At 72.7% G+C, this 23,210-nt stretch carries 21 protein-coding genes and 1 tRNA gene; 15 read left to right on the forward strand and 7 right to left on the reverse strand.

Annotated features, from left to right (window positions below; genetic code table 11):
- Positions 1-5 precede the first annotated feature (5 nt).
- The gene (locus ACWGUG_RS07460; RefSeq protein ID WP_452324327.1) at positions 6-1,823 is read right to left on the reverse strand and encodes an alkaline phosphatase family protein; all 1,818 of its coding nucleotides are present in this window, start codon (positions 1,821-1,823) and stop codon (positions 6-8) included.
- A 29-nt stretch (positions 1,824-1,852) separates the two neighbouring features.
- Positions 1,853-2,449, reverse strand: coding sequence for an SACE_7040 family transcriptional regulator (locus tag ACWGUG_RS07465; protein ID WP_452324328.1), 597 nt, complete (start codon positions 2,447-2,449; stop codon positions 1,853-1,855).
- A 136-nt stretch (positions 2,450-2,585) separates the two neighbouring features.
- On the opposite strand from ACWGUG_RS07465, the gene ACWGUG_RS07470 reads away from it, so the two are divergent.
- The 5 genes from ACWGUG_RS07470 to ACWGUG_RS07490 are packed head-to-tail and all read left to right on the forward strand — an operon-like array spanning position 2,586 to position 8,838.
- Positions 2,586-4,190 (forward strand): carboxyl transferase domain-containing protein, encoded by a 1,605-nt coding sequence (locus ACWGUG_RS07470; protein ID WP_452324329.1) that lies wholly within the window; start codon positions 2,586-2,588, stop codon positions 4,188-4,190.
- Between the two features lie 5 nt (positions 4,191-4,195).
- Entirely contained in the window at positions 4,196-6,292 is a 2,097-nt protein-coding gene (locus tag ACWGUG_RS07475) for an acetyl/propionyl/methylcrotonyl-CoA carboxylase subunit alpha (RefSeq protein WP_452324330.1), read from the forward strand.
- Positions 6,293-6,309: 17 nt separating this feature from the next.
- Complete coding sequence (locus ACWGUG_RS07480) at positions 6,310-7,470, forward strand: acyl-CoA dehydrogenase family protein (protein WP_336397902.1); 1,161 nt, start codon at positions 6,310-6,312, stop codon at positions 7,468-7,470.
- A gap of 16 nt (positions 7,471-7,486) precedes the next feature.
- On the forward strand, positions 7,487-8,032 hold the full coding sequence (locus ACWGUG_RS07485) for a MaoC family dehydratase (protein ID WP_452324331.1): 546 nt from the start codon (positions 7,487-7,489) through the stop codon (positions 8,030-8,032).
- Positions 8,029-8,838, forward strand: coding sequence for an HpcH/HpaI aldolase/citrate lyase family protein (locus ACWGUG_RS07490; protein WP_378880681.1), 810 nt, complete (start codon positions 8,029-8,031; stop codon positions 8,836-8,838). Before ACWGUG_RS07485 ends, ACWGUG_RS07490 begins: the two co-directional genes overlap by 4 nt.
- 14 nt (positions 8,839-8,852) lie before the next feature.
- On the opposite strand, the gene ACWGUG_RS07495 is transcribed toward ACWGUG_RS07490, so the two are convergent.
- Positions 8,853-9,458: a histidine phosphatase family protein gene (locus ACWGUG_RS07495; RefSeq protein ID WP_452324332.1), complete on the reverse strand. Its 606-nt coding sequence runs from the start codon at positions 9,456-9,458 to the stop codon at positions 8,853-8,855.
- Between the two features lie 23 nt (positions 9,459-9,481).
- Positions 9,482-10,327 carry a Sir2 family NAD-dependent protein deacetylase gene (locus ACWGUG_RS07500; RefSeq protein WP_378881292.1) on the reverse strand — a complete coding sequence of 282 codons (846 nt, stop codon included), beginning with the start codon at positions 10,325-10,327 and terminating at the stop codon, positions 9,482-9,484.
- A 91-nt stretch (positions 10,328-10,418) separates the two neighbouring features.
- On the opposite strand from ACWGUG_RS07500, the gene ACWGUG_RS07505 reads away from it, so the two are divergent.
- Positions 10,419-11,192 carry a class I SAM-dependent methyltransferase gene (locus ACWGUG_RS07505; RefSeq protein WP_452324333.1) on the forward strand — a complete coding sequence of 258 codons (774 nt, stop codon included), beginning with the start codon at positions 10,419-10,421 and terminating at the stop codon, positions 11,190-11,192.
- A 30-nt stretch (positions 11,193-11,222) separates the two neighbouring features.
- Positions 11,223-12,026 (forward strand): TrmH family RNA methyltransferase, encoded by an 804-nt coding sequence (locus ACWGUG_RS07510; RefSeq protein WP_452324334.1) that lies wholly within the window; start codon positions 11,223-11,225, stop codon positions 12,024-12,026.
- Between the two features lie 27 nt (positions 12,027-12,053).
- Here the strand turns inward: ACWGUG_RS07510 and ACWGUG_RS07515 are convergent, their stop codons facing one another.
- A complete protein-coding gene (locus ACWGUG_RS07515) occupies positions 12,054-12,743 on the reverse strand; it encodes an SDR family oxidoreductase (RefSeq protein WP_452324335.1) in 690 nt (229 codons plus the stop codon).
- A 1-nt stretch (position 12,744) separates the two neighbouring features.
- A complete protein-coding gene (locus ACWGUG_RS07520) occupies positions 12,745-13,635 on the reverse strand; it encodes an SGNH/GDSL hydrolase family protein (RefSeq protein ID WP_336397910.1) in 891 nt (296 codons plus the stop codon).
- A gap of 237 nt (positions 13,636-13,872) precedes the next feature.
- Between ACWGUG_RS07520 and ACWGUG_RS07525 the strand changes: the two genes are divergently transcribed.
- The 5 genes from ACWGUG_RS07525 to ACWGUG_RS07545 all read left to right on the forward strand — a co-directional run bounded on the left by ACWGUG_RS07525 (position 13,873) and on the right by ACWGUG_RS07545 (position 19,462).
- Positions 13,873-15,690 carry a DEAD/DEAH box helicase gene (locus tag ACWGUG_RS07525; RefSeq protein WP_336398056.1) on the forward strand — a complete coding sequence of 606 codons (1,818 nt, stop codon included), beginning with the start codon at positions 13,873-13,875 and terminating at the stop codon, positions 15,688-15,690.
- A 196-nt stretch (positions 15,691-15,886) separates the two neighbouring features.
- The gene (locus ACWGUG_RS07530) at positions 15,887-16,975 is read left to right on the forward strand and encodes a VIT1/CCC1 transporter family protein (protein WP_452324336.1); all 1,089 of its coding nucleotides are present in this window, start codon (positions 15,887-15,889) and stop codon (positions 16,973-16,975) included.
- An 83-nt stretch (positions 16,976-17,058) separates the two neighbouring features.
- Positions 17,059-17,143: transfer RNA gene (locus tag ACWGUG_RS07535), tRNA-Leu, on the forward strand.
- A 140-nt stretch (positions 17,144-17,283) separates the two neighbouring features.
- The gene (locus ACWGUG_RS07540) at positions 17,284-18,585 is read left to right on the forward strand and encodes a M20/M25/M40 family metallo-hydrolase (protein ID WP_452324337.1); all 1,302 of its coding nucleotides are present in this window, start codon (positions 17,284-17,286) and stop codon (positions 18,583-18,585) included.
- Between the two features lie 55 nt (positions 18,586-18,640).
- Positions 18,641-19,462, forward strand: a complete 822-nt coding sequence (locus tag ACWGUG_RS07545) for an undecaprenyl-diphosphate phosphatase (RefSeq protein ID WP_452324338.1) — start codon at positions 18,641-18,643, stop codon at positions 19,460-19,462.
- 37 nt (positions 19,463-19,499) lie between these two features.
- Here ACWGUG_RS07545 and ACWGUG_RS07550 read toward each other — a convergent pair whose 3' ends face one another.
- Positions 19,500-20,375 carry a PAC2 family protein gene (locus ACWGUG_RS07550; RefSeq protein WP_336397914.1) on the reverse strand — a complete coding sequence of 292 codons (876 nt, stop codon included), beginning with the start codon at positions 20,373-20,375 and terminating at the stop codon, positions 19,500-19,502.
- Positions 20,376-20,505: 130 nt separating this feature from the next.
- Between ACWGUG_RS07550 and ACWGUG_RS07555 the strand changes: the two genes are divergently transcribed.
- The 3 genes from ACWGUG_RS07555 to ACWGUG_RS07565 are packed head-to-tail and all read left to right on the forward strand — an operon-like array spanning position 20,506 to position 23,203.
- Positions 20,506-21,183 (forward strand): HAD family hydrolase, encoded by a 678-nt coding sequence (locus ACWGUG_RS07555; RefSeq protein ID WP_452324530.1) that lies wholly within the window; start codon positions 20,506-20,508, stop codon positions 21,181-21,183.
- Positions 21,180-22,193 (forward strand): tRNA (adenine-N1)-methyltransferase, encoded by a 1,014-nt coding sequence (locus tag ACWGUG_RS07560; protein WP_378880703.1) that lies wholly within the window; start codon positions 21,180-21,182, stop codon positions 22,191-22,193. Before ACWGUG_RS07555 ends, ACWGUG_RS07560 begins: the two co-directional genes overlap by 4 nt.
- A 44-nt stretch (positions 22,194-22,237) precedes the next feature.
- On the forward strand, positions 22,238-23,203 hold the full coding sequence (locus tag ACWGUG_RS07565) for an FKBP-type peptidyl-prolyl cis-trans isomerase (protein WP_336397916.1): 966 nt from the start codon (positions 22,238-22,240) through the stop codon (positions 23,201-23,203).
- Positions 23,204-23,210: the final 7 nt, after the last annotated feature.

Genomic DNA, 23,210 nt, shown 5'->3' on the forward strand with positions numbered 1-23,210 from the left:
TCCGTTCACGGGGTCTTGGGATAGAACAGCCCGAGGCCGTGCTTCTGCAGCACGTCGAACGCCTCCGCGTAGCTCTGCGGCTCCGGGGCGCCGGGCGGTCCGTACTTCGCAAGCAGCAGGCCGAGGAGGCCGCGGCCCGGCGGGCTGAGCGGCTTGTGCCTGTGGGGGCCGTCCTTCAGGTCGGATGCCTCGTCCTCGTGCGGGTTCGGCGGCACGTACATCGCGTGCACGACGGGCCAGGTCGCCGGGTCGCGCGGCGCGTCGAGGTTGACGATCGAGAAGAGGTCGTTCGCCTCGGCGTCGCGGCGCGTGAGCGGGCGGAGCCCGTGCAGGCGTGCGAGCGTCGCGATCACGGCGGCGTGGTGCATCTCGTCGTGGACGACGGTCCCCGCGCGCGTGTAGGCCGACACGGCGATCGCCGGGACGCGCACCCCGAGCCGGTCGAAGGCGAAGCCCATCTCGCCCGGAGCGTCGTCGGCGACCGGCGGCGTGGCGGGGGGAGGAGGGACGTGGTCGTACGTGCCGCCGTGCTCGTCGAAGGTGATGAGCAGGAGCGTGTTCATCGCGTTCGATCCGTCCGGCGCTGCGGACGTCTTCACGGCGTTGTAGACGTCGGCGACGAGCTTCTCGCCGTTGCGCACGTCGGACACGGCGGAGTCGATGACGTCCTCGCCCTCGACGTCGCTCTCGCGAAGCGTCCCGAACGGCGGGTGGAAGTCGTTGTGGTTGTAGACCAGCCGGGGCTCGATGAAGGAGTACGCCGGGAGGCGGCCGGCGGCGGCATCGTCGTAGAACTCCGACATGTGCCCGAACCGCCCGGTCCGCCAGTACTCCTCCAGCACCGGAGCGTGGAGGATGCCGGTGAGCGAGACGAGCTGCATCTCGTCGAAGTACACCTTCCAGGACACCCCGGCGTCCTCGAGCCGGTTGAAGATCGTCGGCGCCGCATCGGCGTCGAGCCACTTGTCGTAGCCGCCGCCGTGCTTGTTGGTGACGTACCCGTGCGAGGTGGAGGCGTGGAAGAACGATCGGTTGCAGTACGTCTGCGACGGCACGGCGGCGAACCACGCGTCGAAGACGGCGAAGCCCCTGGCCAGCGTCGACAGCACCGGGAGCTGCTCGGGCGAGAAGCCGCCCATGATGTGCGACGCCTCGTCGAGGGTCGGCGCCTTGCCGTGCCGCAGCCGCATCAGGTTGTTCCAGTAGTCGCGGAGGAAGCCCTCCATGGTCGCGGCCGTGCCCGAGGACGGCGCGTTGAACGGCGCCACCATGTCGCCGACCTGGCTGGCGGCGTTGCCCGCGGGGTGCACCGTGCCGAACAGCTGCGTGTTGACGTGCGGGAACTCCTCGCCGGGGTCCGGGTCGGGGCGCGCCATGACGTCGTCGGTCTGGCCCGAGTACGCGTGCACGCTCACGCGCTCGCCGGAGGGCGCGATGTTGGCGTAGTCGCCGAACGCCAGCCCGTCGAACGTCTCGCCGTCCGGCATCGTATCGGGCGTGTAGAGCCAGCCGAGGAGATTGTCGAAAGACCGGTTCTCGCCCATCAGGACGACGATGTGGTCGAAGCCCGGCTCGGATCGCGGCGCGACGGCGCCGAGGTCGAGCGAGCCCTCCCGGTAGCCGACCGCGTGTCCGATCGCGGCGCTGGCGGCCGCTCCGACGCCGCCGCCGACGACGAGTCCCGCGGCGGCGATGCCGCCGAGCTTCAGGAAGTCGCGGCGGGAGCTCTGATCGAGCGCTTCGGGCGCAGGCGGAGTCGCGGGCGTCTCGGTGGCCTCGACGCGGCCCGCCCCGCCGTCGTCGTCGTGCCCATGCCCCGCCATGGTGGGTCCAGACTAGGGCCTTCCGCGGCTCAGGCCGTGAGGGAGGCCTGCGCCATCGTGCGGAGGATGCCGCGCACGTCCCCGGCGCCGGGCCGTGAGCGGGTCGCGCGCACGGTGTGCGGCGTCGAGTTGATGAGGCCGAAGCAGGCGTGGGCGCGGACGCGGAGGTCGTCCTCGTCGCGATCGGGATGCACGGCGGCGAGGATGCCGATCCACACCTCGACGTACTCGCGCTGCAGTCGCCGCACGGTGTGGCGATCGGCGTCGCTGAGGCTCGCCAGATCGCGGTCCTGCACGCGGATGACGTCGGCGTCGCGGAGGGCGAACTCGACGTGGAAGTCGATGATCGCGTCGAGCTGGGCGACGGGGTCGTCGTGCGCGGCGAGGACCTCCCGCCCGCCGGCGAGCAGGCGCTCGCTCACCTCGACGAGGATGGCGCCCAGCAGCGCCTGCTTGTTGGCGAAGTGCCGGTACAGCGCGGGGCCGCTCACGCCGACGGCGCCGCCGATGTCCTCGAGGCTCACGCCGCTGAACCCGCGCTCGGCAAAGAGGGCGGCGGCCTCGTGGAGGATCGCCGCGTGCCGGTCTGCCTTCGCGCGTTCGCGGTCGGTGGCGCCGCTCGTCATCTCCGCACTCCGCTTGTCGTTCGAGTTAACAACCGCTAACCTAAAGCTCAGTTAGTGAACACTAACCAATCCGATCGCGTCCGGACAACCGGCGTGATCCGATCGTGACGTCGACGGGGATGACACGGAGGGCGAGATGAGCGTGCTGACCACCGCCGCGGTGCACGACGAGGGGTTCACGCGCACGCGAGACGCCCAGCGGGAGCTGGCGGAGCAGCTGCGCGAGCGGCTGGCGGCGGCGTCCCTCGGCGGACCTCCCGCCTCGCGGGAGCGCCACGTCGCCCGCGGCAAGCTGCTGCCGCGCGACCGGGTCGCGCGCCTGCTCGACGAGGGGAGTCCCTTCGTCGAGGTCGCGCCCCTCGCCGCCGAGGGCCTCTACGACGGCGACGCCCCCGCCGCCGGGGTGATCGCCGGCATCGGGCTGGTGCAGGGGCGCCACGTCATGGTGGTGTGCAACGACGCGACGGTGAAGGGCGGCACCTACTACCCGCTCACGGTCAAGAAGCACCTGCGCGCGCAGGAGATCGCGCTCGAGAACCGGCTCCCGTGCATCTACCTCGTCGACTCCGGCGGGGCGTATCTGCCGATGCAGGACGAGGTGTTCCCCGACCGCGATCACTTCGGGCGCATCTTCTTCAATCAGGCGCGGCTGTCGGCCGCCGGCATCCCGCAGATCGCCGCCGTGCTCGGCTCGTGCACGGCCGGGGGCGCCTACGTGCCCGCGATGAGCGACGAGACGGTGATCGTCCGGGATCAGGGCACGATCTTCCTCGGCGGACCGCCGCTGGTGAAGGCGGCCATCGGCGAGGTCGTCACGGCGGAGGAGCTCGGCGGGGGAGAGTTGCACGCCCGCCGCTCGGGCGTCGTGGACCACCTCGCCGAAGACGACGAGCACGCGCTGGAGATCGTGCGCGACATCGTCGCCACGCTGCCCGGGCCCGCCGAGCCGGCGTGGGACGTCGCGCCGTCGCGGGAGCCGGCGGTGGCGGCATCCGATCTGTACGGCGTCGTCCCGGTCGACGTGAACCAGCCCTACGACGTGCGCGAGGTCATCGCGCGCCTCGTCGATGCCAGCGAGTTCCACGAGTTCAAGCGCGAGTACGGCGACACGCTGGTCACCGGGTTCGCCCGCGTCCACGGGCATCCCGTCGGCGTCGTCGCGAACAACGGCGTCCTGTTCAGCGAGTCGGCCCAGAAGGGCGCCCACTTCATCGAGCTGTGCGACCAGCGCGGGGTGCCGCTGCTGTTCCTGCAGAACATCTCGGGCTTCATGGTGGGCCGGGATGCCGAGGCCGGGGGCATCGCGAAGGACGGCGCGAAGATGGTGACCGCGGTGGCGACCACCCGCGTTCCCAAGCTCACCGTCGTCATCGGCGGGTCCTTCGGCGCGGGCAACTACTCGATGTGCGGTCGCGCGTACTCGCCGCGGTTCCTGTGGACCTGGCCGGCGAGCCGCATCTCGGTGATGGGCGGCAACCAGGCCGCGTCCGTGCTCTCGACCGTCAAGCGCGATCAGATCGAGGCGCGCGGCGAGGAGTGGCCGGCCGAGGACCAGGCCGCGTTCGAGGCTCCCATCCGCGCGCAGTACGAGCAGCAGGGCGATCCCTACTATGCGACGGCCCGCCTGTGGGACGACGGCGTCGTCGACCCGCTGGACACCCGCGACCTCCTCGGCCTCGCCCTGGACGTCGTGTCGCGCACGCCGCTTCCCGAACCGCGCTTCGGCGTCTTCCGGATGTGAGACCCATGTTCGAAACAGTCCTGGTCGCCAACCGCGGCGAGATCGCGCGCCGGGTGATCCGCACGCTCCACCGCCTCGGCATCCGCTCGGTGGCCGTCTTCAGTGACGCCGATGCCGGGGCGCCGCACGTGCGCGAGGCCGATGCCGCGGTGCGCATCGGGCCCGCGGCGGCGGCGCGCTCGTACCTCGACGTCGACGCCGTCGTGCAGGCGGCGATCGCCGCCGGCGCACAGGCCGTGCACCCGGGCTACGGGTTCCTGTCGGAGAACGTCGCGTTCGCGCGGGCCTGCGCCGCGGCCGGCATCGTCTTCATCGGCCCGGGCGAGCGAGCCCTCGAGGTCATGGGCGACAAGATCCGCGCGAAGGAGCACGTCGCGGGCCACGGCGTGCCGACCGTGCCCGGGTTCAGCGCGGCGGAGATGACGGATGCCGAGATCGCCGTCGCCGCCGAACGGTCCGGCTACCCGCTGCTGGTCAAGCCGTCCGCGGGCGGCGGCGGCAAGGGCATGCAGGTCGTGCGCTCTCCCGGAGAGCTGCCCGACGCCCTCGCGACCGCGAGACGGGTGGCGCTCGCCGCATTCGGCGACGACACGCTGCTGCTCGAACGCCTGATCGAGCGGCCCCGGCACATCGAGGTGCAGGTGCTCGCCGATGGGCACGGCGGTGTGGTCCACCTCGGCGAGCGCGAATGCACGCTGCAGCGCCGGCACCAGAAGGTGATCGAGGAGGCGCCGTCGCCCGCCGTCGACGCGGCCACGCGCGCACGCCTCGGCACCGCGGCCTGCGCCGCCGCGGCATCCGTCGACTATGTCGGCGCCGGGACGGTGGAGTTCCTCGTCGCCGCCGACCGGCCGGACGAGTTCTTCTTCATCGAGATGAACACGCGGCTGCAGGTCGAGCACCCGGTGACCGAGCTCGTGACCGGCTTCGACCTCGTCGAGCAGCAGCTGCGGATCGCGGCGGGGGAGCCCCTGTCGTTCGCGCAGGACGACGTGCGGCTCGACGGCCACGCGATCGAGGGGCGGGTGTACGCCGAGTCGCCGGAGCGTGGCTTCCTGCCCGCGACCGGCGAGGTGCTCGCGTGGCGGCCCGCCGCCGGGGTGAGGACGGATGCCGCCGTCGAGACGGGCAGCGTCGTCACGGCCGACTACGACCCGATGATCGCGAAGGTCATCTCGCACGGCGAGGATCGTGCGACCGCCCTCGCGCGCCTGGACGCCGCGCTCGCCGACACCGTCGTGCTCGGGCTCGACACGAACGTCGCGTTCCTCCGCACGCTGCTCGCCGACGACGGGGTGCGCACCGGCGACATGGACACCGGGCTCATCGACCGCATGCCCGCCTTCGTCGCTCCGCTGCCCGGCCCGACCGCGCTCCGCGCTGCCGCGTCGTTCGTCCGGGCTCACGCCGAGATCGCACCATCTCGTCGAGACAGCACGTCCTCGGCGCCGAGGACGTGGTCGTTCGGCGAGAACGCGCGATCTCGACGCAGCGGGGCGGTGTGGCACGAGCTGTCGGGGTGGCGGATGGGCGCTCCGCCGGCGCCGGCGACGGCCGCGTTCGAGACCTCCGACGGTGGGGTCGTCGTCACCGAGGCCGATGCGCCCGGACCGGTCGTGGGCGCGGGAGCGGACCCGCGCGGCGCCCTCCGCATCGGCCACGCGGCTGCGCCGGGGGTCGAGCTCGCGACAGCCGCCGACGGACTGCTGTGGGTCCACGTCGACGGGGTCACCACGGCGCTCCGCCCGCTCACCCGGCGCGCCGCGATGGAGCGCCGCCTGGCGGCCCGCCGACGCGAGGCCGCGGCATCCGATCCCGAACTGCGCGCACCGATGCCGGGCGCCGTCGTCGCGGTCCACGTCGCCGACGGCGCTCATGTCGCCACGGGCGACCGCATCGTCACCATCGAGGCCATGAAGATGGAGCACCCTGTCCTCGCGCCCCACGACGGCGTGGTGCGCGTCGACGTGGGCGTCGGCGACCAGGTGCGCCGCGACCAGGCGCTCGCGCACGTGACAGCCGCTGACGCGGCGGGCGCGGCATTCGACCATCCCGCACAGCCCGACGCGGACGCCCACGAGGCGCCTGCGACCGCGCCCTGACACCCCCGAGGAGCACCATGGACGGCTACGACACCTACGACATCACCGACGACGAGCGCGAGCTCGCCGCGATGGCCCGGCAGTTCGCCGAGGAGGTGGTCGCGCCCCGCTCGTACGAGGCCGACCGCACGCACACGCTGCCGATGGACGTCGTCGCCCAGATGGGCGAGCTGGGGCTGTTCGGCCTGCCGTTCCCCGAGGAGTACGGCGGACAGGGCGGCGACTACTTCGCGCTGTGCCTCGCGATCGAGGCGCTGGGCAGGGTCGATCAGTCCCTCGCGATCACCCTCGAGGCCGGGGTGAGCCTCGGCGCGATGCCGGTGTTCCGGTTCGGCACCGAGGAGCAGAAGCAGCAGCTGCTTCCGGACCTCCTCGCCGGCCGTGCGCTGGCGGGCTTCGGCCTCACCGAGCCGGAGGCGGGATCGGACGCCGGCGCCACCCGCACGACCGCGCGGCTGGAGGGCGGCGAGTGGGTGATCAACGGGTCGAAGCAGTTCATCACGAACTCCGGCACCGACATCACCCGATTCGTCACCGTCACCGCGGTCACCGGCGAGACGGACGGGCGCAAGGAGATCTCGACCATCATCGTGCCGAACGGCACGCCGGGCTTCACGGTGGAGCCGGGCTACGACAAGGTGGGCTGGCGGGCCTCCGACACCCATCCGCTCACCTTCCAGGACGCGCGGGTGCCCGAGGGGAACCTCCTCGGCGAGCGCGGGCGCGGCTTCGCGAACTTCCTGCACATCCTCGACGAGGGCCGCATCGCGATCGCCGCGCTCTCCACGGGAGCGGCGGAGGGATGCCTCGAGGCCGCCGTCGACTACGCGCGCAAGCGCACGGTGTTCGGCGAGGCCCTCGCCACGCGGCAGGGCATCCAGTTCCTCCTCGCCCGGATGCAGCAGCGAGTGCACCTCGCCCGGCTCGCGTGGCACCACGCGGCGCGGCTGCGCGACGCCGGCAGGCCGTTCAAGACCCAGGCGGCGATCGCGAAGCTCACCGCGAGCGATGCGGCCATGGACAACGCGCGCGACGCCACCCAGGTCTTCGGAGGCAACGGGTTCATGAACGAGTACCCGGTGGCCCGGCACTACCGCGACTCGAAGATCCTCGAGATCGGCGAGGGCACCAACGAGGTGCAGCTCCTCGTGATCGCCCGGGCGCTCGGCATCGCGTGAGGGTAGCGTGGCACAGGTGACCCCCGACCCCCACGACGCCGGCGCCGCCCGGGCGATCGTGCAGCGCGGGCTGTACTACGACGAGCTCGATGTCGGCGCGCGGTACCTGCATCGTCCCGGCCGCACCGCGACGGAGGCCGACAACGTGCTGTTCTCGTCGCTGACGATGAACACGCAGGCGCTGCACCTGGATGCCGCGTACGCGGACGCGCAGCCGTTCGGGCAGCGTGTCATGAACTCGATGTGGACGCTGGCGACGATGGTGGGCGCATCGGTGACCCAGATCACGCAGGGCACCCTCGTGGCGCAGCTCGGACTGACCGACGTCCGCTTCCCGGCCCCGCTGTTCCACGGCGACACGCTGTACACCGAGTCGGAGGTCGTCGACAAGCGGCTCTCGGCCTCGCGGCCCGGGCAGGGCATCGTGACGCTCCGCCACACCGGCCGCAACCAGCACGGCGAGATCGTGGCGGAGGCGACCCGGACCGCGCTGATGTGGTGCGCTCCGCCATCCGCAGCCGAGCCGCCCGGCGCCGTGCCGGCGGAGGGGGAGACGTCATGACCTTCGAGCTGGGGCCCGCGCTGCTGTTCTGCCCCGCCGACCGGCCCGAGCGGTACGCCAAGGCCATGCAGCGCGCGGACGGGGTCATCCTCGACCTCGAGGACGCGGTCGCGCCGGCCGACAAGACCGCCGCGCGCGGACACCTCATCGAGTCGGAGCTGGACCCGGCGCGCGTCATCGTGCGGGTGAACCCGCCCGAGACGGGCGACTTCGCCGCCGATCTCGCGACGCTGTCGCAGACGGACTACCGGCGGATCATGGTCGCCAAGGCCGAGTCCCCCAAGCGGATCGCCAAGATCGACGCCCGGTTCGAGGTCGTCGCGCTGTGCGAGACGGCCAAGGGCGTCGCGCAGGCCGATCGCATCGCGGCGCTCGGCAACGTCGCCGCGCTCATGTGGGGGGCGGAAGACCTCGTCGCGAGCATCGGCGGCACGTCCAGCCGCAAGCCGAACGGCCGCTATCGCGACATCGCGCGCCACGCGCGGGCGCAGGTGCTGCTCGCGGCGGGCGCGCGCGGCAAGGCGGCGATCGACGCCGTGCACCTCGACATCGCCGACGTGAAGCGCCTGGCGATCGAGGCGGCGGATGCCGCGGCATCCGGCTTCCGCGCCACGGCCTGCATCCACCCGAGCCAGGTGGCGATCATCCGCGATGCGTACCGCCCCGACGACAAGACGGTGGCGTGGGCGCGCGGCGTGCTGGAGGCGGCGCGCGGCGAGCGCGGGGTGTTCTCGTACGAGGGCCGCATGGTGGACGAGCCGGTCCTGCGGCACGCGCGCGGGATCCTGGTGCGCGCAGACGGCTGAGCGGTGGATCGAGGCTAGGCCACGAGGCCCGCGTATGCGATGAGCCGCAGGTGATCGCGCTCGTAGACGAAGTCGTGCGCCGAACCGTTGAGCAGGCGCTCGCCTTCCGGAGGCAGCTCGCCCGCCGTCGCGTGGCGGATGATCTCGCGGATGAGCGCGCCGTGGCTCACGACGATGAGGGATGCCGCGACGGGGGCCGTCGCGCGGCGATGGTCGCGCACCGCACGGCCGAGGGCGGCGATGCCCCGCTCGCGCAGGTCCGGCCACGGTTCGGCGCCGGGCACCTCGGCGGTGTACCAGTCGCCCCATCGCGTGCGGAACTCGTCGACGCCGAGCCCCTCTGCCTCCCCGTACGCGCGCTCGCGAAGACCGCGATAGGTCCGCGGCGCGGCGAGGTCCAGCTCGCCGGCGATGATCTCGGCCGTCTCGCGGGCGCGGGCGAGGTCGCTCGACACGATCGTGGGCTGGTCGGCTCCGGACAGGCGCTCCCGAAGGGCGGCGGCGGTCGCGCGCGCCTGCGCACGTCCGTTGTCGTTGAGGGGGATGTCCGTCGACCCCTGGATGCGCCGGTCGCGGTTCCAATCGGTCTCGCCGTGGCGGATGAGGATCAGCGCGGTCACGCTTCGAGCCTACCCGCGCGGCATCAGGCGAGCGCCGGCAGCCCGTCCGCGAGGAGACGCAGCACCTCGCTGGTGCCGGCGTCGATCTTCACCGTGGCGCGGCTGTCGGCCCTGGTCTGCCCCCGGTTCACGATCACCACGGGCAGGCGGCGCCGCCGCGCGCGCTCGAGGAGCCGGATGCCGGAGTTCACGACGAGCGAGGAGCCGGCGATGACGAGCGCCTCACTGGCGTGCACGAGCTGCTCGGCCTCGCGGAACTTCCCGGCCGGGATGAACTCGCCGAAGAACACCACGTCGGGCTTGAGCATGCCGCCGCACACGCTGCAATCGGGCACGCGGAAGCCGTCCGTGCTCTCGGGGAGCACGTCTCCGTCCGGCCCGAGCGGGACGTTCTCGGGCACGCGGATCCACGGGTTGTCGTCCTCGACGCGCGCCGCGAGGTCCCGCCGGTCGAACACCTGGCCGCAGTGGGTGCAGAAGACCCGCCGCATCGTGCCGTGAAGCTCGACGACCCGCCGGCTGCCCGCCCGCACGTGCAGGCCGTCGACGTTCTGCGTGACGACGCCGGTGGCGAGCCCCCGCGCCTCGAGGTCGGCGATCGCGCGGTGGCCCGGGTTGGGCTCGGCCGCCGCGAACGCCTTCCATCCGAGGTGGCTGCCCACCCAGTAGCGGCGGCGGGACGCGTCGCTGGCGAGGAACTGGTCCGCGGTCATGGGCGTGCGCACGGGCGCGCCCGCACCGCGATAGTCCGGGATGCCGGAGTCGGTCGACACGCCCGCACCGGTGAGCACCGCGATGCGGCGCCCGGCGAGCGTCGCGATCGCCTGCGCCACGGCATCCGTCGCGCGGGCGTCCAGTCCGGTCGCCATCGAGGTCACGGTGCACCCCCTTCGCGGTCGAGTGTACGGTCCGGGCTTTACCGGGATGTTACGGCGTCGGCCGCCGTGCCAGGATGAGCGCGTGGGCGGCTTCGGAGGTGTCAGCGCGGAGGCCTACGCGCGCTTCATGGGCCGGTTCTCGACCCCGCTCGCGGTCTCCTTCGCCGACGCCGGGCTCGTGGGCGTCCCGCCCGATGCGCGGGTGCTCGACGTCGGCTGCGGTCCCGGCATGCTCACGGCGGAGCTCGTACGGCGCCGCGGCGCGGACGCCGTCGTCGCGGTCGACCCGGAGCCGGCGTTCGTGGCGGCCACGGCCGAGGCGTGCCGCGGCGTGGACGCCCGGGTCGCCCGCGCCGAGGAGCTGCCGTTCGACGACGGCGAGTTCGGGGCGGCCCTCGCCCAGCTGGTCGTGCACTTCATGACGGATCCCGTGCGCGGGGTCGCGGAGATGGCGCGGGTGACGACGACGGGCGGACTGGTCTCGGCGTGCGTGTGGGACCACGGCGGGGGAGGGGGCCCCCTCTCGGACTTCTGGCGGGTCGCGCAGCGGCTCGACCCCGACACCCGCGGCGAAGGCGGGCTCAGCGGCGCCTCCGAGGGGCAGCTCGTCGAGATCTTCGAGCGTGCCGGGCTCGCCGACGTCACCCAGCAGGTCGTCGAGAGCACCCTCTCGTTCGACGGCTTCGACGACTGGTGGCAGCCGTTCCTCCTCGGCGTCGGACCGGCGGGCCGCTACATCGCCGGTCTCGACGCGACGGCGATCACGCGGCTCGAGCGGTCCCTGCGGGACGAGCTCGGCGAGGGGGCGTTCACGATCACCGCGCGCGCCTGGGCGGCGGTCGGCGTCGCCCGGTGAAGCGCCGGGCCCGTGCGACGATGGGACGCGATGGGTGCGACCTGGATCTCCGACGCCGCCGACGAGCGGCTCGCCGACTACCGCGACCTCACGGACGTCGCGCTGCGCCGCGTCATCGAGCCCGAGGGCGGTCTGTACATCGCCGAGTCGGCCAAGGTGATCTCGCGCGCGCTCGCGGCCGGACACCGGCCGCGCTCCGTGCTCGTGCAGGACAAATGGCTGTCCGACGCCGAGGCCCTGGTGGGCGACGCCGATGTGCCGATCCACGTCGTCACCGCGGAGGTCGCGCAGTCGCTGACCGGGTACGCCGTGCACCGCGGGGTGCTCGCGTCGATGCATCGACCCGCGCTGCCGCCGGTCGCCGACGTGATCTCGGGGGCGCGTCTGATCGTCGTGCTGGAGGACATCGTCGACCACACCAACGTGGGCGCGATCTTCCGGGCGGCCGCGGGACTCGGAGCCGACGCCGTGCTGATCAGCCCGCGCTGCGCCGATCCGCTCTACCGGCGGAGCGTCCGAGTGAGCATGGGCACGGTGTTCCAGGTCCCCTGGACGCGGCTGCCCGAGTGGAGCGAGGCGCGCGCCGCGCTGCACGACGTCGGCTTCGAGCTCGCCGCGCTCGCGCTGGCCGACGACGCGGTGCCGCTGGACGCCTACAGCGCACGGCGCCCCGAGCGAGTGGCGCTGATGCTGGGCGCCGAGGGCGACGGCCTGTCGCGCGCCGCGCTGCAGGCCGCCGACACGGTGGTGACCATCCCCATGGCCGGCGGCGTGGACTCGCTCAACGTCGCGGCGGCCAGCGCGGTGGCGCTATGGGAGCTGCGCCGGCCCTGACCGGAGCACCCGCGCGGCAGACCGGGCTCAGCCGCCGGGGCGGACGGTGAGCTCGGTGAGGTCGGCGTCGCGCGGCAGGTCGAGCGCCGCCAGGATCGTCGTCGCGACCGAGGCGGGGTCGATCCACTTCGTCGCGTCGTAGTCGGCGCCCTCCTGCTGATGCACCTTCTCCTGCATGGGCGTCGCCGTCCGTCCGGGATACACCGTCGTGACCCGCAGGCCGTGGGCGCGCTCCTCCTCGCGAAGGGCGTCGGCGACCGCGCGGACCGCGAACTTGCTCGCCGCGTACGAGCCCCACTCGGGGCTCACCCGCAGTCCGGCGCCGGAGTTGACGAAGACCACGTTCCCCCGCGCGATGCGCAGACCCGGAAGCAGGAGGCGCGTCAGCTCGGCCGGCGCGACGGCGTTCACGTTGAGCTGGTGCTGCCAGGTCGTCACCGGGGTGTCGGCCACCGCGCCGAGCTCGACGACGCCCGCGACGTGGAGCAGCGAGTCCAGACGTCCCGGCACGCTCTGGTGGCTGAAGGCCCACGACAGGCGCCCCGGATCGGCGAGGTCGCCGACCAGCGTCCGCGCCCCGGGGAAGCGCTCACGCAGCTGCGCGGCCCGGCCTGCGTCGCGTGCGAGCAGCCAGAGCTCGTCGCCCCGCTCGGCGAGCCGCTCGGCCAGGGCGGCCCCGATTCCCGATCCCGCGCCCGTGATGAGGTGCGTCGCCACGTCAGGCCTCCTCTTCGCGCGCGGCGGCGGCATCCGGACTCAGCGCCGGCAGCGCCGACGTCTCGCCCGGGGGCGCCGACGCGATCATCGGCAGCGGGTCAGGGCGCTTGGCCGTGACGGTGTCGCCCGAGGACTGGTGGCGGACCCGCCGGAGCACCCACGGCACGAGGTACTCCCGCGCCCACACGAAGTCGACCGCGCGGGCCTCGCGCCACGTGCGCACGGGCAGGGGGTCGGGCTGCATCGGCTGGAGGTCGTTCGGCACGGCGAGGGCGCGCAGCACCATGCGGGCGACCTCGTGATGCCCCAGCGCGTTGTAGTGCAGGCGGTCGTCGTCGAAGAAGCGCATGTCCTGCACCTCCTTCAGCGCCCACTGATCGGCGACGACGCAGTCGTACCTGTCGGCGATCGCGCGGATGTTCTCGTTGTAGATGGCGACCTTCCCGCGGATGCCGCGGAACACAGGCGTGAAGGCGGTGTCGATGCCCGTGAACACGACCACCGTCGCGCCGTCGCGTGAGAGGCGCACGACGGCGTCCTCGAAGAGCTGCGCGATCGCATCGGGATCGCCGTTCGGCCGGATGACGTCATTGCCGCCGGCCGAGAACGTCACGAGGTCGGGCTTGAGCGCGATCGCCGGCTCCACCTGCTCCGCGACGATCTGGCCGATGAGGCGCCCGCGGATCGCGAGGTTCGCGTACGCGAAGTCCTCCACCTGCTCGGACAGCACCTCGGCGACGCGGTCGGCCCACCCGCGGAACCCGTTGGGCGCGGTCGGCTCCGGGTCGCCCACGCCCTCGGTGAACGAGTCCCCGATCGCGACATAGCGACGCCAGGGGTGGGGCCCGGCGTTCGCGACGTGGGGAGTGCGGGGGTCTTCTGTCGTGGACATCCCTGTTCCGTTCCTCGGCTCGTGACCGACACACAGGCTACCGCGCACCGCGGACGCGGACGGATGCCTCGGATCCGGTGAGGTGGCACCCACGATGTCGGCCCGGTCGTCTATCGTGGTGACTCGTTGTCCACGGGGGAGGTGCATTCGGTGACGGACGAAACGACGATCGAATCGCCGCCCGAACTCACCGAACCGCACCACGACCCGCGCCCCGCGCGCGACGGCGAGCCCCACATCGGCAGCTTCGCCGCCGAGCACCTGTCGCCGACCTATCCGCAGCGCGCGCCATGGGGAACGGCCCAGCGGCTGCGCGCGTGGCAGGCCGAGGCCCTCGATCTGTACTTCGGGCTGGACGGCCCCGACGGCCCCGGGGGCGGACCGCGCGATTTCCTCGCCGCGGCGACCCCCGGCGCCGGCAAGACGACGTTCGCCCTCCGTCTTGCCAGCGAGCTGCTGCGCCGGCGCATCGTGAACCGCGTCGTCGTCGTCGCGCCGACCGAGCACCTGAAGACGCAGTGGGCGGATGCCGCGGCCCGCGTGGGCATCCGGCTCGACCCGGCGTTCAGCAACCGCCACGTGGCTCCGGCCCGCCAGTACCACGGCGTCGCCGTGACCTACGCGCAGGTCGCGGTGAAGGCATCCGTCCATCAGCGGCTCACGATGGACGCGCAGACGCTCGTGATCCTCGACGAGGTGCATCACGGCGGCGACGCGCTGAGCTGGGGCGACGCCCTGCGCGAGGCGTACGGCCGCGCCACGCGACGCCTGCTGCTGTCGGGCACGCCGTTCCGCAGCGACACCGCGCCCATCCCGTTCGTGGAGTACCACCCCGACGCGAAGGGCATCCGCGTCTCGCGGACCGACTACGCGTACGGCTATGGCCGCGCGCTCGAGGACGGGGTCGTCCGCCCCGTGATGTTCATGGTCTACGCCGGGCACATGCGGTGGCGCACGAAGACCGGCGACGAGATGGAGGCGCATCTCGGCCAGGACAACACCAAGGACATCACCGCGCAGGCGTGGCGCACGGCGCTGGACCCGGAGGGCGACTGGATCCCCGCCGTCCTGCGCTCGGCCGACCGCAGGCTCACCGAGGTGCGCGAGCACGTGCCCGACGCCGGCGGACTGGTCATCGCGACCGACCAGACGGCCGCGCGCGCCTACGCCGCGATCCTGCACCAGCTGACCGGCGAGCCGCCGACGGTGGTCCTGTCGGACGAGGCGGAGGCGTCGGGCCGCATCGAGGCGTTCTCCCAGAGCACCAGCCGCTGGATGGTGGCGGTGCGCATGGTGTCGGAGGGCGTCGACGTGCCGCGCCTGGCCGTCGGCGTGTACGCCACCAGCGCCTCCACACCGCTGTTCTTCGCCCAGGCGATCGGACGCTTCGTGCGCGCGCGCCGCCGCGGCGAGACGGCGAGCGTGTTCCTGCCCAACGTGCCGCAGCTGCTGGCCCTCGCGGGCGAGATGGAGCGACAGCGCGACCACGCGCTCGACCGCGACTCCGACGGCGACGACGAGTGGAACGCCGAAGAAGACCTCATGGACGCGGCGGAGCGCGAGGACAAGGCGTCCGACGCGCTCACCGAGGAGTTCGCGTATCAGGCGCTCGGCTCGCTCGCGCACTTCGACCGCGTGCTGTTCGACGGCAAGGAGTTCGGCCAGCTCGCCGTTCCGGGCACCCCTGAGGAGGAAGAGTTCCTCGGCATCCCCGGTCTTCTGGAGCCCGACCAGGTGCACGAGGTGCTGATGTCCCGTGTCTCGCGGCAGTCCCGCCACCGCGCCGCCCGCGAGGCCCGCGCCGCCCGGGCCGAACCCGGCTCGGAGACCGCCGACGAGGAGCCCGCGCTCCCGCAGGCGCTGCACCGCACGCTCAAGGAGCAGCGGCAGCTGCTCAACAGCCTCGTCGGCCTCTACGCCCGGCAGTCCGGCGAGGCACACGGGCTCGTGCACGCCGAGCTGCGGCGCATCTGCGGCGGACCGGCGGTCTCGCACGCGACGGTGGCGCAGCTGCAGGCGCGCATCGACGTGCTCCGCAAGCGCGTCCACTCCTGACGCGCCCGCCCACCCGCACGTCAGACGCTGCGCGCCACGCGCACGTCACGCGCTGCGCGCAGCGGAGGCGGCGCCGGCCGCTGAAGGCCCATGCCGTTCGGATCCCCGAAATGCTGGCAATCCTCGGTTTCCGCCGGTTCGCGGCCGGGCCGCTGGCTACCGTTGACGAGTCCCGAACCGCCGACTGGAGGCACGAGTGAGCGCGCCCGCCGCACCGACCGACCGCGATCGACGCCGCTGGGCGCGGTACCTCGTCAACGAGCGCGCCGAGGCGCGCGTGTACCGCGAGCTCGCCGGGCGGCGCAGCGGCGAGGAGCGAGAGATCCTCCTCTCGCTCGCCGAGGCCGAGGGCCGGCACGAGGCGCACTGGCTGGAGCTGCTGGGCGCCGAGCCCCAACGGCTGCCGCAGCCGGACGTCCGCACCCGCCTGCTGGGGTGGATGGCCCGCAGCTTCGGATCGATCTTCGTCCTCGCGCTCGCGCAGAGCGCCGAGGCGCGATCGCCGTACGACGACGAGCCGTTCGCGACGTCGCGGATGGCCGCCGACGAGAAGGTACACCACGAGGTCGTCCGCGGTCTCGCGGCACGCGGCCGCCGGCGCCTGTCGGGCACGTTCCGCGCGGCCGTCTTCGGTGCGAACGACGGCCTGGTGTCCAACCTGGCCCTCGTGATGGGCATCGGCGCGACGGGCGTCGCGGGACAGTTCGTGCTGTTCAGCGGAATCGCCGGCCTCCTCGCCGGAGCGCTGTCGATGGGGGCCGGGGAGTTCGTCTCGGTGCGCTCCCAGCGGGAGCTGCTCGCCGCCACCGAGCCCAGCGACTATGCCGACGGTGCCATCCCTCACCTGGACATCGACGCCAACGAGCTCGCGCTGGTGTACCGCACGCGCGGGATGCCGGAGGCCGAGGCGTCCGCACGTGCCCGCCGCGCCGTCGAGGCGGCTCGCGCCCTCGGGCAGGGGAGGGCCGAGACCGGCCCCATCGCCCTCGCCGACGACGGCGAAGTGGTGGGCACCGCGTGGGGGGCCGCGCTGTCGAGCTTCCTGTTCTTCGCGTCGGGGGCGATCATCCCGGTGCTGCCGTGGATCCTCGGGCTCACGGGCACCCCGGCGATCGTCGTCGCACTGGTGCTCGTCGGCATCGCGCTGATGTCGACGGGGGCCGCGGTCGGGCTCCTGTCGGGGGCCCCGCCGCTGCGCCGCGCACTGCGCCAGCTCGCCATCGGATTCGGCGCCGCCGGCATCACCTACCTCCTCGGACTGCTGTTCGGAGTGTCGCTCGGATGACGCGCCCGGCAGCCCTCGGCGATTCGTTGAACGGTCGGTGACGTGGTAATGTCATTCCTCGGTTGCGAAACCGGAAACCACCTGCGCGGGTGGCGGAATAGGTAGACGCGCTAGCTTGAGGTGCTAGTGCCCGTATAGGGCGTGGGGGTTCAAGTCCCCCCTCGCGCACAGTGAAGAAGGCCCCCGGAAGGGGGCCTTCTTTCGTGCGCCGGCAGGCGCCTCGCCGGCTCGTCCGCGTGTCGCGGACGAGGGGTCCGGCGGCGGGCCTGGAAACGGAGGGGAAACGAGTGACAGGTAGGTTGGAGCGCATGCCCTCACCCGATCTCGGACTCCCCGAAGTCGCCGCCGTGGCGCGAGACCTCATCCGCTTCGACACCACCAATCACGGCGGGGGCCGGGCGGCGGGCGAACGGGAGGCGGCGGAGTACGTCGGCGCGTACCTCGAGGGCCTGGGCCTGCAGGCGGAGTACTACGAGCCCGTCCCGCGGCGCACCAACGTGATGGCGCGGGTTCCCGGACGCGACCGCGACAAGCCGGCGCTCGTGCTGCACGGGCACCTCGACGTCGTCCCCGCGATCGCGGAGGACTGGAGCGTCGACCCGTTCGAAGGCGTCGTCAAGGACGGGCTGCTGTGGGGCCGCGGCGCCGTAGACATGAAGGACATGGACGCCATGATCCTCACGTCCGTCGCCGATCTCCTCCGCGCGGGGGAGCAGCCCGAGCGCGACCTGGTGCTGGCGTTCTTCGCCGACGAGGAGAACGGCGGCATCGAAGGCTCGGCGCTGGTGGTGCAGGACCATCCGGAGTGGTTCGCCGGCGCGACGGAGGCGATCAGCGAGGTCGGCGGGTACTCGATCCCGGTCGGCGACCGGCACGCCTACCTGCTCCAGGTGGGGGAGAAGGCGCTGGTGTGGATCCGCCTCGTCGCCCGCGGCCGCGCGGCGCACGGATCGAGCGTGCACGCCGACAACGCCGTCACGCGCCTGGCCGAGGCCGTCGCGGCGCTCGGACGCACCGCGTGGCCGGTGACCCTCACCGACACCACGCGCGAGATGACCGACCGGCTCGCCGAGATCATGGGACGCTCCGCCGGCGACCCCGACGCGGTCGCCGCCGCGACGGGCGCAGCATCCGGATTCCTCCGCTCGACGCTCCGCACGACGACGAATCCGACCGGCCTGGTCGCCGGGTACAAGCACAATGTGATCCCCGATCGCGCCGAGGCGCTCGTGGACGTGCGGGTGCTCCCCGGCACCGAGGACGCCGCTCTCGCCGACATCCGCCGGATCGTCGGCGACGACGTCGCGGTCGAGGTCGTGCATCAGGACATCGGCCTCGAGGTGCCGTTCTCCGGCGACCTCGTCGATGCGATGGTGGCGGCCCTCGGCCGTCACGACCCGCGGGCGCCTGTCGTGCCGTACCTGATGGGCGGCGGCACCGACAACAAGGCGCTGGCGGCCCTCGGCATCGCCGGCTACGGCTTCGCGCCGCTGCGGCTGCCGGCGGACCTCGACTTCACGGGCATGTTCCACGGCGTCGACGAGCGCGTGCCGGTCGACGCGCTCGTGTTCGGCCAGGCCGTGCTCACCGACCTGCTCCGCACCTACTGAGACCCGAGGGATGCCGCGACCGGCGGCATCCCCCCTGCACGGCTGAAAGGCGCCCATGCTTCTCGAAGCGATCATCCTCGGCTTCGTCCAGGGATTGACCGAGTTCCTGCCGATCTCCTCCAGCGCGCATCTGCGGATCCTCGGGGAGTTCCTGCCCTCCGCGCAGGATCCGGGGGCCGCATTCACCGCCATCACCCAGATCGGCACGGAGACGGCGGTCGTCGTGTTCTTCTGGCGCGACATCGTGCGCATCATCGGGCAGTGGTTCCGGTCGATCGGCGGACGCGTGCCGCGCAACGACCCCGACGCCCGGCTCGGCTGGCTCATCATCATCGGCTCGATCCCGATCGTCGTGCTCGGACTGCTCTTCCAGGACCAGATCGAGACGGTGCTGCGGTCGCTGTGGATCACCGCCGGCATGCTCATCTTCTTCGGCGTGCTGCTGGGCATCGCCGACCATGTCGGCGCGAAGAAGCGCAAGCTCCAGGACATGACGGTCGGACACGGCGTCATCTACGGCTTCGCGCAGTCGCTCGCGCTCATCCCGGGCGTGTCGCGGTCAGGCGGGACGATCACCGCCGGCCTCTTCATGGGGTACGAGCGCGCCGCGGCGGCCCGCTACGCGTTCCTGCTCGCGATCCCGGCGGTCTTCGGCAGCGGGTTCTTCCAGCTGTTCAAGAACCTCGGCGAGCCGGGCGTGTTCACGCTCGGCGAGACCGCGGTCGCGACGGGCGTCGCGTTCATCGTCGCGCTCGGAGTGATCGCGTTCTTCATGAGCTGGATCTCCAAGCACAGCTTCCTGCCGTTCGTGGTCTACCGCGTCGCGCTCGGATCGCTCCTGCTCGTGCTCCTGAGCATGGGCGTCATCCAGCCGTAGCGGCGCAGGCGCCGCAGCATCGGCAGACGGATGCCGCTCAGCGGCGCGGATCGTCGCGGCCGGGCTTGTTCGGCCCGTCGCCCGGCTTGCCGTCCGTGCGGCGCAGGTAGCGCTCGAACTCCTGCGCGATCGCGTCTCCGGAGGCCTCGGGGGAGTCCCATGTGTCGCGGGTGCGCTCGAGCTGGCGGATGTACTCCGTCATCTCCTCGTCGTCGGCCGCGGCCGCGTCGATCGAGGCCTCCCATGCGGCCGCCTCGGTGGCGAGCTCGCCGCGCGACACCGACGCGCCGGTGAGGTCCTCGAGGCGGTCGAGCAGGGCCAGCGTGGCCTTGGGCGACGGCGTGTGGCCGGCGACGTAGTGGGGGACGCTCGCCCACAGGCTCGCCGACGGGATCCCGGCGCGCTCGGCGGCATCGCCCAGCACGCTGAGGATGCCGACCGGGCCCTCGTAGGTGGAGCGCTCGAGGCTCAGCGCGCCGCGGAGCGCCTCGTTCTCGCTGCCGGCGAAGACCGAGATGGGGCGCGTGTGGGGGACGTCCGACATCATCGAGCCGATGGACACGAACCCGGTGATGTCCTCGCGGAGGGCGACGTCGATGAACTCCGACGAGAACGCCTGCCAGGCGCGCGCCGGCTCCACGCCGGTCAGCAGCCACAGCTGCGTGCCGCGCGTCGCGTGGGCAGGGCGGAGCAGCGTCGCCTCGGGCCAGCGCAGCGACCGGCCGCCGTCGCCGTCGGCGGAGATATGGGGCCGGGTGTACTGGTAGTCGAAGTACAGCTCGGGATCGACGGAGAACACGGTCTCGTACGAGCCGCCCTCGCGCAGCTGCGTGAGCGCGGACGACGCGGCTTCGCCCGCGTCGTTCCACCCGTCGAACGCGGCGACGAGAACGCGGCGACCCAGTCCGTCCACGAAACCTCCTCCGCCCGCATCCGGCGGTGCGAGCTCCTTCCAGGATAGGCCCCCTCCCAGCGGGGGGCCCGAGGCCCGTCGGTAGGATTGGACGGTGAACCAGCCCCGACTCGCCGCCGTCCTGTGGGACATGGACGGAACACTCGTCGACACCGAGCCCTATTGGATGGCAGCCGAGACGCCGCTGGTCGAGAGCTTCGGAGGCTCGTGGTCGCATGAGCAGGCGCTCGGCCTCGTCGGGCTCGGGCTCGAGGACTCGGCCCGGATCCTGCAGGAGACCGGCGTGCGGATGAGCACCGACGCCATCGTCGACCACCTCACCACGGAGGTCATGAGCAGCCTGTCCCGGACCGGTGTGCCGTTCCGCCCCGGCGCGCGCGAGCTCCTCGCGGGCCTGCGGGCGGCGGGCATCAAGACGGCCCTGGTGACGATGTCCATGCGGCGCATGGCCGAGACGGTGGTCGACCTGATCGACTTCGAGGCCTTCGACGTCGTCGTCGCCGGCGACGACGCCACCCGCCCCAAGCCCTTCCCCGACCCGTACCTGCAGGCGTGCGAAGCGCTCGGGGTCGCGCCCGAAGAGACGGTGGCCATCGAGGACTCGCCCAACGGACTGCGATCCGCGGTCGCGTCCGGGGCATCCGTCATCGGCGTTCCGCTGATGGTGTCGCTCACCGGGGCGGGCGCCCACGCGCTGTGGGACACCCTGGACGGCCGGACGGCCGACGACGTCGCGGCGTTCCACGCCGCCCATCGCGCCCGGATCGCCGCCGGCGCGGTCCACCACGCCGAGGAGGTCGCGCGATGACCGGGGCGATCGAGCGACCGAGCGGGCCGTTCCGGCTCGGCGATCGCGTTCAGCTCACCGGGCCGAAGGGCCGTCTGCACACGATCACCCTGCGGGAGGGGGGCGAGCTGCACACCCACCACGGCGTGCTCCGCCACGCCGACCTGGTCGGTCAGCCCGATGGCTCGGTCGTCGCCAACAGCGGCGGGCACGAGTACCTCGCGCTGCGCCCGCTGCTGCGGGACTTCGTCATGTCGATGCCACGGGGCGCCGCGATCGTCTATCCGAAGGACGCCGCGCAGATCCTCGCCGAGGCCGACATCTTCCCGGGGGCGACCGTCGTGGAGGCGGGAGTCGGATCGGGCGCGCTGTCGCTGTGGCTCCTGCGGGCCATCGGCACAGAGGGCCGTCTGGTGTCGTTCGAGCGCCGCGACGACTTCGCCGCCGTCGCCCGTGCGAACGTCGAGACGTTCATCGGCGCCGTGCCCGAGAACTGGGACGTGGTCGTGGGGGACCTCGCCGAGCAGCTGGGGGACGCCGTGGCACCGGCATCCGTCGATCGCGTCGTCCTGGACATGCTCGCGCCCTGGGACTGCATCGACGCCGTCGCCGACGCGCTCACCCCCGGCGGCGTCGTGGTCTGCTACGTGGCCACTGCGACGCAGCTCAGCCGCGTCGCGGAGTACATCCGCGTGACCGGCCTGTTCACCGAGCCGGACGCGAACGAGACCATGGTCCGCGGCTGGCACGTGGAGGGGCTCGCCGTGCGGCCGGATCACCGGATGGTCGCGCACACCGGCTTCCTGGTGTGGGCGCGGCGCCTCGCGCCGGGGGCGATCCCGCCCGAGGTGAAGCGCCGCGCGTCGAAGACCAGCTACGGCGACGAGGACGTGGAGCTGTGGACCCCCGGTGCCGTCGGAGACCGCCAGATCACCGATAAGAACCTGCGCAAGCGCGTGCGGGAGGCGGAGCGGGCGGCCGAGGGCGCGCGGCAGGCCGCGGCACGCGCGAGCGAGCCGGACGCCCCCTGACCCTCGTGCACGGCATCCGCCCCGCACGCATCTAAACTGTTCCGGTGCGCAAGATCCCCGCTGCCCTCGCCGTCCTCGGTCTGACGACGCTCGGCCTCGCCGGCTGCTCACTGCTGCCCGGCGCCTCCGACTGCTCGCGGCCGGCGGTGTCCGACCCCGACGTGATGGAGCTCATCACGGTCACCGGCGACGTCGCGGACGAGCCCGACGTGGAGGTCTACACGCCGCTGAGCGTGCAGCAGCTCGCCTTCGAGGACGTCGTCACCGGCGAGGGCACCGCGATCACGACGGACAACCAGCTGATGGTCGTCGACGTCGCGGTCGTCAACGGCGCGACCGGCCAGCCGATCGTCTCGACCGCCTACGACGGCGACCTCTCGCGGGTGTCGTCGCCGGCGCAGTGGGCGACCACGTTCCCGGGCTTCCAGGAGGCGCTCGACTGCGCCACCGAGGGGTCCCGCATCGCCATCGCGATGTCGCCGGACGACCTCGGCGACGGCGTCGCGAGCAGCTTCGAGCTGGAGGAGGGCGACAGCATCGTCACCGTCGTCGACGTGCGCAAGGTCTACCTCGCCGCCGCGAACGGGCAGAACCAGTTCAACAGCGGCTTCGGGCTTCCCAGCGTCGTCCGTGCGCCCGACGGACGTCCGGGCCTCATCATCCCCGAGGGCGCCCCTCCCGCGGACGTCGTCGTCCAGACCCTGAAGAAGGGCTCCGGCGAGGAGGTCACCGGCGAACAGCCCGTGCGCGTGCACTACACCGGCGTGGTCTGGGGCGAGGACGAGCCGTTCGACACCACGTGGGACTCCGAGGCCGCGTCGCTCACGCTCGACGCCGTCGTGCCCGGGTTCGCCCAGGCGCTCGAGGGGCAGACCGTCGGCTCCCAGGTCATGGTCGTCATCCCGCCGGAGCAGGGCTACGGCGACGAGGGCCAGGGTGCGATCCCCGGCGGATCGACGCTCGTCTTCGTCATCGACATCCTCGGCGTGGACGCGCCGGCCCCGGAGTGATCGAGGA

It is taken from the genome of Microbacterium sp. NPDC055455, from assembly GCF_053619935.1.

Excerpts from the sequence above, each read along its gene's own strand:
- ACWGUG_RS07545 (WP_452324338.1), top strand. The coding sequence starts at position 18,641 with ATGCTTCTCGAAGCGATCATCCTCGGCTTCGTCCAGGGATTGACCGAG.
- ACWGUG_RS07555 (WP_452324530.1), top strand. The coding sequence starts at position 20,506 with ATGGACGGAACACTCGTCGACACCGAGCCCTATTGGATGGCAGCCGAG.
- ACWGUG_RS07490 (WP_378880681.1), top strand. The coding sequence starts at position 8,029 with ATGACCTTCGAGCTGGGGCCCGCGCTGCTGTTCTGCCCCGCCGACCGG.
- ACWGUG_RS07510 (WP_452324334.1), top strand. The coding sequence starts at position 11,223 with ATGGGTGCGACCTGGATCTCCGACGCCGCCGACGAGCGGCTCGCCGAC.
- ACWGUG_RS07460 (WP_452324327.1), bottom strand. The coding sequence starts at position 1,823 with ATGGCGGGGCATGGGCACGACGACGACGGCGGGGCGGGCCGCGTCGAG.
- ACWGUG_RS07465 (WP_452324328.1), bottom strand. The coding sequence starts at position 2,449 with ATGACGAGCGGCGCCACCGACCGCGAACGCGCGAAGGCAGACCGGCAC.
- ACWGUG_RS07560 (WP_378880703.1), top strand. The coding sequence starts at position 21,180 with ATGACCGGGGCGATCGAGCGACCGAGCGGGCCGTTCCGGCTCGGCGAT.
- ACWGUG_RS07480 (WP_336397902.1), top strand. The coding sequence starts at position 6,310 with ATGGACGGCTACGACACCTACGACATCACCGACGACGAGCGCGAGCTC.
- ACWGUG_RS07470 (WP_452324329.1), top strand. The coding sequence starts at position 2,586 with ATGAGCGTGCTGACCACCGCCGCGGTGCACGACGAGGGGTTCACGCGC.
- ACWGUG_RS07520 (WP_336397910.1), bottom strand. The coding sequence starts at position 13,635 with ATGTCCACGACAGAAGACCCCCGCACTCCCCACGTCGCGAACGCCGGG.
- ACWGUG_RS07475 (WP_452324330.1), top strand. The coding sequence starts at position 4,196 with ATGTTCGAAACAGTCCTGGTCGCCAACCGCGGCGAGATCGCGCGCCGG.
- ACWGUG_RS07500 (WP_378881292.1), bottom strand. The coding sequence starts at position 10,327 with ATGGCGACCGGACTGGACGCCCGCGCGACGGATGCCGTGGCGCAGGCG.
- ACWGUG_RS07540 (WP_452324337.1), top strand. The coding sequence starts at position 17,284 with ATGCCCTCACCCGATCTCGGACTCCCCGAAGTCGCCGCCGTGGCGCGA.